Genomic DNA, 9,896 nt, shown 5'->3' with positions numbered 1-9,896 from the left:
TTTTTTTGGGGGGTTTTTGGGTTGGGGGGGGGGGGGGGCCGGGGGGGGGGGGGGGGGGGGGGGGGGGGGGGGGGGGGCGCCCCCGGGGGGGGGGGGGGGGGGGGGCCCCCCCCCCCCCCCCCCCCCCCCGTCCGTGCGTGCGTTCGCACCCATGTCACGCGCGATGAAAAGCGGAATCGCGCGTAGGGGGTCGGAAAATTGGGCCACCTACGCGCGATTCGACCTCCTACGCGCGAATCGACCACCTACGCGGCGGGCGCGACGGGGTCCTCGCGCTTGACGAAGGCCATCAGCACGAGGCCGGCGACCAGGACCACGACGATGCCGATGATGCCGAAGCGCGTTGAACCGCCGATCGTCACCGCGATGCCGAACATCGCCGGGGCGATGAACGCAGCAGCACGCCCGGTCGTGGCGTAGAGGCCGAAGAGCTCGCCCTCGCGGCCGGGGGTCGCGAGCCGCGCCAGGTACGCCCGCGACGAGGACTGCACGGGCCCGACGAACATGCACAGGGCCAGGCCGAGCACCCAGAAGCCGATCTGCGCCGTGCCGACGAACAGCACCGCGAGGCCGCAGACCGCCAGCCCGACGAGCGACACCATGATGATCGCCCGGGAGCCGAACCGGTCGTCCAGCCGGCCGGACAGCGCCGTGGAGATGCCCGCGACGACGTTGGCGACGATCGCGAACATGATGACGCCGGACGCGCTGAACCCGAACACCTGCGCGGCGATGATGCCGCCGAAGGTGAAGACCGCGCCGACGCCGTCGCGGAACACCGCGCTGGCGATGAGGAAGGCGAGCACGTTCCGGCGCCCGCGCCAGAGCCGCGCGATGTCCCGGCCGAGGTCACGGTAAGCGGAGAACAGGTTCCCGCGCCGGTCGGGCGCGCGCTCCGCCTCGGGGACGACGAGGAACAGCGGGATCGAGCTCACCGCGAGCCACACCGCGGCGATGCCGATCGCCACGCGGACGTCCCACTGCCCGGACGCGACGGTCGCCGGCAGGTTCAGGAGCCCGGCCGTGTCACCGCCCCCGAAGTCCTGGATGCAGAGCACGAGCAGCAGCACGAGCAGGACGATGCCGCCGAAGTAGCCCGCCGCCCAGCCGATCGCCGATGCCCGGCCGGTCCGGGGACCCGGTGCGACCTGGCCGAGCATGGCGTTGTAGCCGACGCAGGCGATCTCGTACGCGACGGTCCCGATGCCGATGAGCGCTGCACCGAGCACCAGGTACGGCTGGCTCGGTGCGACGCACACCATGGCTCCGATCGACAGCGCGACGCCGATCGTGGCGATGAGCACCGACCGCCGGCGGTGTCCGGACGAGTCCGCGAGCCGGCCGACGGCGGGTGCGACCAGCGCGACGACGATGCCGGCGATCGTGAGGGCCGTCGAGACCACGGCGGCGTTGTGGGCGAGCTCGCGTTCCACGGCACGAGCCGCGGTTGTCGAGGAGTCCGCGGCCGCGACGAGGGCCGGGTCGACGAACGCGCGGCTCGCCAGGTACGTGCTGAACACGAACGTGGTGACGACGGCGTTGAACGCAGCAGAGCCCCAGTCCCAGAGCGCCCAGGAGACGAGGGCGCGACGATCGGTGCGCTGCGGCGGGGGCACGACGGTCATGGGCGAACCGTAGCGCGTCCTGGTGTCCCGCCGGTGCCCCCGTTCCGGGGCGCGTGCCGGACGACCGGTCGCGAGCGGTCGAGACACCCCGCTCAGGTCCGCCGACCGGTCGAGGACCGTCGGCCAGGGCGTCGCCCAGCGACGCTCACCGACCGCACGGCGGCACGCACGCGGTGTGTCGTGACCGGTCACGCTCCGGACGGGAGGCTCGGGGCGGGCTCGCACCGAGCCTCCCGTCCGATGGGTGGGCGCTGCGCATCAGGCGGCGGGGACGCCGTTCGGGTAGACGACCGACTTCAGGGAGTCCGGGTCGGTGTCGCTCTCGAGCGCCTCGCGGACCTGGTCGAGCCCGAACCGTCCGGTGACGAGCGAGTCGAGGTCGACCTGCCCCGATGCGACGAGCCCGATCGCGACCGGCCACGTGCCCGTGTACCGGAAGATTCCGGTGACGGTGACCTCGAGGTTCTGGATGTGCTCGACGGGCAGCGTCATCTCGGAGTTCCCGAGTCCGACGAGCACCGCGGCACCTGCTGGACCGACCGCCTTGATGCCGTCCGACACCGCACGTGGCGCACCGCTTGCGTCGATGAAGGCGTCGACGGGCGCGATGTCCGAGGCGACGGAGACCACGGTGGGGTCGACGACCTCGGTGGCGCCGTAGGACAGCGCGCGCTCACGGCGTTCGAGGACGAGGTCGCTGATGACGATCCGGGTCGCGCCGAAGGCCTTGGCCGCCTGCGCGCAGATGATCCCGATCGGGCCGGCACCGGCGATGAGCACGGACGACCCCGGCACGATCCCGGCCTTCCGCACGGCGGCGATCCCGACCGAGAGCGGCTCGAGCAGGGCACCGGCCTCGAACGACACCGAGTCGGGCAGGGTGTGCGCGAACTCGGCCTCGATGGTGACGAAGCCCGCGAAGGCGCCGTCGACCGGGGGTGTGGCGTAGAAGCGCATGTCCGGGCAGAGGTTGTACCGCCCGGCGAGGCACTGCGCGCACCGGTGGCACGGACGCTGCGGTTCGACGGCGACGCGCTCCCCCACGCGGCCGGGGTCGACGCCGTCGCCGACCGCGACGATCGTGCCGGAGAGCTCGTGGCCGAGGACGAGCGGCGACGAGACGACGAAGTCCCCGATGCGCCCGTGTCGGAAGTAGTGCACGTCGGAGCCGCACACGCCGACGGCGGCGACCTCGACGAGGACGTCGCCCGGGTCGACGGCGGGCACGGGGCGGTCCTCGATCGTGAGGTCGTCCTGCCCGAGGAGGACGCTGACGCGCTGGGTCTGCTGGTCCGTGGTCACGGGGTACCCGCTTTCTGTCGTTCGGATGGACGTGCTGTCGGTCGCTCCGTCAGGGCGTGGATGCGGGCCGGGTCGTCGAGCAGCTCACGGAACCCGATCTCGGCGGCGCCGCGGAGCAGCACGTCCGATCCGAGTTCGGCCGCCACGATGCGGACCCGGTCCACCATCGCGGCCATCGACTGTGCTCGGACGGCCTCGAGCACGCGGTCCCCGACGTGACCGAGCAGCACCCCGAGGAACCCGCCGAGCACGACCACCTCGGGGTTGACGGTGTGGATGGCGTTGCGGAGGCCGGTCGCCAACGCGGCCACCTGCCGGTCCACGACGCGGTCGACCTCCGGGCCGCCGGCCGCGAGGGCCTCGGCGAGCGCCGGCAGGTCGTCCGCCGGCACGCCCGTCACGGCGACGAGCGCCGCACGCGACGCCTCGGTCTCGAGGCAGCCGATGGCGCCGCAGTGGCAGCGGATCCCGTTGTCCGCGACGAAGGTGTGGCCGAGCTCCCCCGCGTACCCGTCCGCGCCGCTCAACGGCTGACCGGCGCTGATGACCCCGCCGCCGATGCCGCTCGCGCCGCCGTTCAGGTAGACGAGGTCGGACACCCCGCGGCCGGATCCGTACAGGCGCTCCGCCCATGCACCGAGGTTGGCGTCGTTCGCGACGCGCACGGGCAGGCCGGTCGCGGCGGCGAGTGGCGCGGCGAACGGCTCGTCGCGCCAGCCGAGGTGCGGCGCGTCCCGCACGAGACCGTCCTCGACGCGGACCGTGCCGGGGATCGAGACGCCGACCCCCACGAGGCGCGCGGGGCGGTCGTCCAGGAGCCTCGCGACGATCTGCACGGCCTCGTCGGCGGTCGGTCGGTCGTCGGTGTGCTCGGTGACCCGGGACCGGATGCTGCCGTCGAGGCCGACCATGGCCACCGTCACGGCGTCGATCTCCACCGTGACGGCGGCCGCCACGACGTCGGCCGACGCACGGACCACCGGACTCGGTCGCCCGACCCCGGTGGCCGCGCCGTCCTCGGTCTCGGAGGCCAGGCCGAGTTCGACGAGTTCCCCGACGAGCGCAAGGGTCGTGGAGCGGTTCAGGCCGGTCGCGCGCGTCAGGTCCGCGCGGGTGAGCGGCCCCTCTTGGTGGACGAGTCGGAGCACGCGCGCGGTGTTCCGGTTGCCGCCGGCCGGTGTGTCGCGCTGCATGGTGCCCTTCCGGTCGACCGTCCGCGGTTGCTCCAGGTCCCTGCTCTCATCATGGCGCGGCACCGGCGTTCCCGCCAGCCTTTTGTGGTGCCGCGCAACAAATCAGTACCGAAGCCGCGCCACACCACCGTCCGCCTCGGTGGTCGGGCCGTCGGCGACCGACAGCCGCCACCCGTCCGGTACCGGACCGGTGGCCGACACCGACGACTCGTCCCCCGACACGGTGGACACCGTCCAGACCTCCGACCGCCCGTCGGGTGCGGTCACCCGGACGTCCACGCTGCCGGTCGTCCCTGCGGGGAACGCCCGGAGCTCGAGCGCCGCCAGGTAGTCGTGATCAGGCCGGTCCGTGCGGGTCGAGAGCGGCAGCACCGCTCCCCCGCGGACCCACAGCGGCAGGGTGTCGAACCCGTGCCGCTCGGTGCGCCACACCCCGCCGGAGACGACCTCGCCGGTGAACCAGTTCGTCCACGACCCGGCCGGCAGGTAGTACTGCACGTCGCCGGACTCGCTGAACACGGGCGCGACGAGCAGGTCGGACCCCAGCATGTACTGCCGGTCGCAGTACGCCGCCGTCGGGTCGTCCGGGAACTCGAGCAGCATCGGTCGCATGACGGGGAGCCCGCGTTCCGACGCCTGCAGCCCGAGCCCGTAGAGGTACGGCATCAGGCGGAGCTTCAGGCGGGTGAACGCCCTGGTCACCTCGACCGCCTCCTCGTCGAACGCCCACGGGACGCGGTAGGAGCTGCTGCCGTGGAAGCGGCTGTGCGAGGAGAGCAACCCGAACTGGACCCAGCGCTTGAAGACCGCGGGGTCTGGGCGTCCTTCGAACCCGCCGATGTCGTGTGACCAGAACCCGAAGCCGGACAGCGCGAGCGAGAGCCCGCCGCGGAGCGTCTCCGCCATCGACGGGAACGACGAGGTGTTGTCGCCGCCCCAGTGCACCGGCATCTGCTGGCCGCCGGCGGTCGCCGAGCGCGCGAAGAGCACGGCGTCACCGGCGCCGCGGGCGTCTTCCAGGACCTCGAACACGGCCTCGTTGTACAGCTGCGTGTACCAGTTGTGCATGCGTTCCGGATCGCTGCCGTCCGCCCACGTCACGCCGAGCGGGATCCGCTCGCCGAAGTCCGTCTTGAAGCAGTCGACGCCCTGGTCGACGAGCGCGCGGAGCTTGCCCTGGTACCAGGCCTTCGCGTCCGGGTTCGTGAAGTCGACGAGGCCCATGCCGGCCTGCCAGAGATCCCACTGCCAGACGGTGCCGTCCGGGTTCTGCACGAGGTACCCGGCCGCCGCCGCCTCGTCGAACAGCGAGGAGCGCTGTCCGATGTACGGGTTGATCCACACGCAGACGCGCAGGTCCTTGTCGTGCAGCCGGCCGAGCATGCCGGTCGGATCGGGGAACACCCGGGGGTCCCACTCGAAGTCGCACCAGTTGAACTCGCGCATCCAGAAGCAGTCGAAGTGGAACACGCTCACCGGCAGGTCGCGCGCGGCCATCTCGTCGACGAAGGACGTGACCGTCGCCTCGTCGTAGTCCGTGGTGAACGAGGTCGACAGCCAGAGGCCGTACGACCACGCCGGCACGTGCGCCGGCCGGCCGGTGAGCGCGGTGTAGCGCTCGATGACCCCGGCCGGGGTGCCGCCGCCGATGACGTGGAACACGAGCGACTCCCCGGGGACCGAGAACTGCACGCGCTCGACCGCCTCGGAGCCGACCTCGAACGACACGTGTCCCGGGTGGTCGACGAGCACGCCGTACCCGCGGTTGGTCAGGTAGAACGGCACGTTCTTGTAGGCCTGCTCGCTCGACGTGCCACCGTCGGCGTTCCAGATGTCCACGGTCTGGCCGTTCTTCACGAGCGGACCGAACCGTTCGCCGAGCCCGTAGACCAGCTCGCCGACCCCGAGGTCGAGCTGGGTGTGCACGAACGTCGAGGACGTCGGCGCGTCCGCGCCCTGCACCCGTGCGTTGCCGACGACCCCGCGGGAGACCTCGGCCCCGGGCGCCAGGGTGACGTGGCCGAGCGACTTGTGGCCGCTGCCGGTCAGCTCGCGGTCGCCGGACCGGAACCGGAGGTCCCACGGCGCCCCCGGGGTGACCACGGCCGAGAGGTCCCCGGACGTCAGCGTCCCGACACCGTCGGTCAGTGTGGCCGTCCCGTGCCCCGGCTCCTTCCCGACCAGGTCGAAGGACAGCTCCGGCCGCGGAGCCCGGAAGTGCTCGACGCGGACGGTGACGACGCCCTCCATGGGGCTCGACAGCGTGACGGTGAGCGTCGGCCGGTTGAGCGTGTCCCCCCGTGACTCGATGACCTTCGTCGGCGCGGTGACGACGAGGCGGTCGCCTGACGGGGCGTGCACCGCGTCGATGTCGTGGGCCTCTTGCGCGTACAGGGGCTGGACGCCGGGTCGGAGTTGCCAGAACCCGTCGGTGAACTTCATTACTTGACCGCTCCTGCCGTGATGCCGCGCGCGAGGGTGCGCTGGAAGATGAGGAAGAACACGAGTGTCGGGATGAGCCCGAGGAGCGCCGAGGCACTCGTGGTGGTGACGTCCATCAGCCGGTCCCCCTGCAGCAGGGAGATCGCGACGGGGACCGTCTGGTTGTCGTTGCTGACGAGGAACGTCAGCGGGATGAGGAACTCGTTCCACGTCCAGATGAAGAAGAAGATGAGCAGGACGGACAGCGTCGGGCGGCTGATCGGCACGATCACGCGCCACAGCACCCGCCAGCGGCCGGCACCGTCGAGCGCGGCCGCCTCGAGGATCTCCTTCGGGAAGGTGCCGTACACGCTCGAGAGCAGGTACGTCCCGAACGCGGACTGGATCACGGTGAAGACGATGATCACGCTCCACACGTTGTCGTACAGTCCGATGCCCTTGAACATCATGTAGAGCGGGTAGAGCAGGACCTCCTGCGGGAGCATGTTCGCCAGCATGAACAGCACCACGATCCAGGTGCGGTACCGCACCCGGCCGATCCCGATCGCGAAGGCGTTGAGGATCGAGATGAGCACCGCGAGGATCGCGACCGAGCCGCTGATGAAGACGCTGTTCCAGAGCTTCAGCGGGAAGTCGACGCGGTTCCAGAACGTGGTGATGCCGTCGAACGAGATGTGCGCCGGCCACGCGAGCGGCCCACCGGCCGCGTAGTCCGCCGGCGTCTTGAACGAGTTGAGCAGGATGAGCAGGAACGGCGCGGCGATCAGGACGGCGATGACGATGCCGCCCGCCAGGACGATCCAATCGGCCGGGCGCTTGCGCCCGCCCTCACCGGCGCTCTTCCGGCGCGTGGGGCCTCCGGCGGTCGGCCTGGAGGCTCGGCGCGCGTCCGTCGCGGAGGCCGCCTCGGTCGTCGGTGCTGACACGATCCCGGTCATCGGGCTTCTTCCTTCCGCTCGGCCCGGTTCTGGGCCGCGATGAACGCGATGGCGACGATGACGATGACGACGGTGAGCGCGGTGGCGATCGTCGCGCCGTACCCGACCTGCTGCGCCTGGAAGAACTGGCTGTACGAGTAGTAGCTCGGCACGATGGTCGCGTTGCCCGGGCCGCCACCGGTCAGCGCGTACACCGGTCCGAAGACCTTCAGCGCAGCGATGGTGCAGGTGAGGACGACCACGAAGATCTCGGGCCGGATGATGTGCACGGTGATCGCACGGAAGCGCTGGAACCAGCCGGCGCCGTCGAGTTCTGCCGCCTCGTAGAGCTCCGGGTCGACGCGCTGGAGGGCGGCCATGAACACCACGACCGGGTACCCGATCTGCACCCAGACGAGCACGACCGCGACGGAGAGCAGCGCCGTGTCCGGGCTGCCGAGCCAGTTGTGCTGGAGACCGCCGAGCCCGACCGCGTCGAGGATGACGTTGAGGGCGCCGTTCTCCGGCCGGAGGATCCAGCCGATGACGATCGCCGCGATGACGGCCGGCAGGATCTGCGGCAGGTAGTAGGTCGCGCGGAGGAAGCTCGCGAGCCGCCCGCCGAACTTCTTGCCGATCACGTCGAACAGCGCGGCGGCGAGGACGAGACCGAGGCTCGTCGGCACGATCACCATCGCGAGGATCATCGCGATGCTGTTCCGGAAGGAGATCCAGAACTGCCCGTCGGCCATCAGCCGCCGCCAGTTGTCGAGGCCCGTCCACTGCGGCGGGAGGATGCCCCGGTAGTTCGTGAACGACAGGTACACGTTCCAGCCGAGCGGCACGAGGATGATCGCTGCGAGCAGGACGAACCCGGGCAGCAGGTAGAACCAGTAGCTGCCACGACCGCTCGAGGGCATGATGGCGCCGACGTCGGCGGGCCGGCGGCCGCGCCGCCGGGGCGCGGTGACGGGAGGACTGGATGCCATGGTGGGCTTCCCTTCCGGAAGTGATGGGTGTTCTGGTGTGGTGGGGGTGGCGGGGGCACGGTGCGGGGCGGACCCGCACCGTGCCTCCAGGCCGGGTCAGCCCGTGACGGCCTTGACGCCGTCCGCGTACTGCTGGCCGAGTTCGTCGTCGACCTTCGACGGGGAGCTGCTGCCGTTGACCACGCTCTGGAGCCCCGCGTTCAGCTGGTCGTAGAACGTCGACGTGGGCCAGTCCGGGTAGTACGCCAGGCCGTCACGCTCGGTCAGCGTGTTGAAGTTGGCGATGAGTTCCTTGCTCTTCGGGTCCGTGATGTCGGACTCGTCCGCCGCGACGGGGACCCCGCCGTTGTTGCCGATGATCGCCTGGATCTCCGGACGCAGGGTGATGTCGATGAACTGCTCGGCGAGCTTCTTGTTCTTCGCCTTGGTCGGGACCACCCAGAGGTTGCCGGAGGAGCCTGGCGACATCTCGGCACCCGGGAACAGGAACGTGCCCCAGTCCTGCTGCATCTCGGTGGTGAAGCGGCCGTACCACCACGAGCCGGAGAAGAACATCGGGTACTTGCCGCTGATGAACGCGGTCCCGGCGTCCTCGGCCTTCATCCCGGTGGAGTCGGACGAGATGTAGCCCTTGTCGGTCCAGTCCTGGACGGTCTTCGTCGCGGTGCTGATCTCCTTGCCGGAGAAGTCGACCGGGTTCTTGTACAGCTGGTAGTCGTCGACCCAGTCGCGGTCGGCCTTCTGGAGCGCCAACTGGTACCAGAGCTGGCCGAGCGGGTACTCCGCCGCCGACTCGGCGAGCGGCGTGACGCCTGCTGCCTGGAACGTCGCCATGGCCGACTCGAGGTCGTCCATGGTCTTCGGGACCTCGACGCCGTACTTCTGGAAGAGCTCCTTGTTGTAGTAGAACTCGACGTACTCGCCGTAGTCGGGCACGCCGTACCAGGATCCGGAGCCCATCACGCCCTTGTCGTCGTAGCGCGCGGTGGTCTGCAGCGATTTGGCGAGCTTGTCGTCCCAGCCGTACTGCTTGACCGCGTCGTCGAGCGGGCTGAGGAGGCCCTGGCTGGCGAGCAGTCCGGCCGTGGCGTTGCCCTTGTTGTACTCGATGAGGTCGGGCGCCTGGTCGGAGTTGAGCGACTGGCTGGCCGTCTTGCGGATCTGCTCGAAGCTCTTCTCCTGGAACTCGACCTTCGCGCCGGTCTCCTGCTCGAAGACCTTGATGGACTCCTTCCAGGCCTTGCCCATGGCGGAGTCCTCGGACTCGTAGTGCCAGAGCTTGAGGGTCTTGCCGTCTTCGGCGGCGCTGCCGCCGCCGGCGGAGCAACCGCTGAGGACGACTGCGGCCGCGGCCAGCCCGGCGAGGGCGCCGAGCACACGGGACTTCTTCATGTCGCTACTTCCTTGTAGGGGTCGGTGGTTCTCGGT

The 9,896-nt window shown here is 70.6% G+C and carries 7 protein-coding genes; all 7 read right to left on the bottom strand.

What is annotated here, in order from left to right; translation table 11 throughout:
- Nucleotides 1–245: 245 nt before the first annotated feature.
- The gene (locus ACIPJ2_RS07695; RefSeq protein WP_402728290.1) at nt 246–1,625 is read right to left on the bottom strand and encodes an MFS transporter; all 1,380 of its coding nucleotides are present in this window, start codon (nt 1,623–1,625) and stop codon (nt 246–248) included.
- A 258-nt stretch (nt 1,626–1,883) separates the two neighbouring features.
- Complete coding sequence (locus ACIPJ2_RS07690) at nt 1,884–2,927, bottom strand: NAD(P)-dependent alcohol dehydrogenase (protein WP_402728289.1); 1,044 nt, start codon at nt 2,925–2,927, stop codon at nt 1,884–1,886.
- Nucleotides 2,924–4,120, bottom strand: a complete 1,197-nt coding sequence (locus ACIPJ2_RS07685; protein WP_402728288.1) for an ROK family protein — start codon at nt 4,118–4,120, stop codon at nt 2,924–2,926. The genes ACIPJ2_RS07690 and ACIPJ2_RS07685 overlap by 4 nt, the downstream gene beginning before the upstream one ends.
- 102 nt (nt 4,121–4,222) lie before the next feature.
- A complete protein-coding gene (yicI, locus tag ACIPJ2_RS07680; RefSeq protein WP_402728287.1) occupies nt 4,223–6,562 on the bottom strand; it encodes an alpha-xylosidase in 2,340 nt (779 codons plus the stop codon).
- Entirely contained in the window at nt 6,562–7,500 is a 939-nt protein-coding gene (locus ACIPJ2_RS07675) for a carbohydrate ABC transporter permease (protein WP_402728286.1), read from the bottom strand. Before ACIPJ2_RS07675 ends, yicI begins: the two co-directional genes overlap by 1 nt.
- Nucleotides 7,497–8,468 carry a carbohydrate ABC transporter permease gene (locus ACIPJ2_RS07670; RefSeq protein WP_402728285.1) on the bottom strand — a complete coding sequence of 324 codons (972 nt, stop codon included), beginning with the start codon at nt 8,466–8,468 and terminating at the stop codon, nt 7,497–7,499. The genes ACIPJ2_RS07675 and ACIPJ2_RS07670 overlap by 4 nt, the downstream gene beginning before the upstream one ends.
- A gap of 96 nt (nt 8,469–8,564) precedes the next feature.
- The gene (locus tag ACIPJ2_RS07665; protein ID WP_402728284.1) at nt 8,565–9,860 is read right to left on the bottom strand and encodes an ABC transporter substrate-binding protein; all 1,296 of its coding nucleotides are present in this window, start codon (nt 9,858–9,860) and stop codon (nt 8,565–8,567) included.
- Nucleotides 9,861–9,896: the final 36 nt, after the last annotated feature.

Origin of the sequence: Curtobacterium sp. NPDC090217 (genome assembly GCF_044746705.1) — a bacterium.
Lineage (GTDB): Bacteria > Actinomycetota > Actinomycetes > Actinomycetales > Microbacteriaceae > Curtobacterium.
This window is presented reverse-complemented; position numbering and strand designations above follow the sequence as displayed.

What these genes read in the sequence shown, in the direction of transcription:
- yicI (WP_402728287.1), bottom strand. Translation starts at nt 6,562, where the DNA reads ATGAAGTTCACCGACGGGTTCTGGCAACTCCGACCCGGCGTCCAGCCC.
- ACIPJ2_RS07695 (WP_402728290.1), bottom strand. Translation starts at nt 1,625, where the DNA reads ATGACCGTCGTGCCCCCGCCGCAGCGCACCGATCGTCGCGCCCTCGTC.
- ACIPJ2_RS07685 (WP_402728288.1), bottom strand. Translation starts at nt 4,120, where the DNA reads ATGCAGCGCGACACACCGGCCGGCGGCAACCGGAACACCGCGCGCGTG.
- ACIPJ2_RS07675 (WP_402728286.1), bottom strand. Translation starts at nt 7,500, where the DNA reads ATGACCGGGATCGTGTCAGCACCGACGACCGAGGCGGCCTCCGCGACG.
- ACIPJ2_RS07670 (WP_402728285.1), bottom strand. Translation starts at nt 8,468, where the DNA reads ATGGCATCCAGTCCTCCCGTCACCGCGCCCCGGCGGCGCGGCCGCCGG.
- ACIPJ2_RS07665 (WP_402728284.1), bottom strand. Translation starts at nt 9,860, where the DNA reads ATGAAGAAGTCCCGTGTGCTCGGCGCCCTCGCCGGGCTGGCCGCGGCC.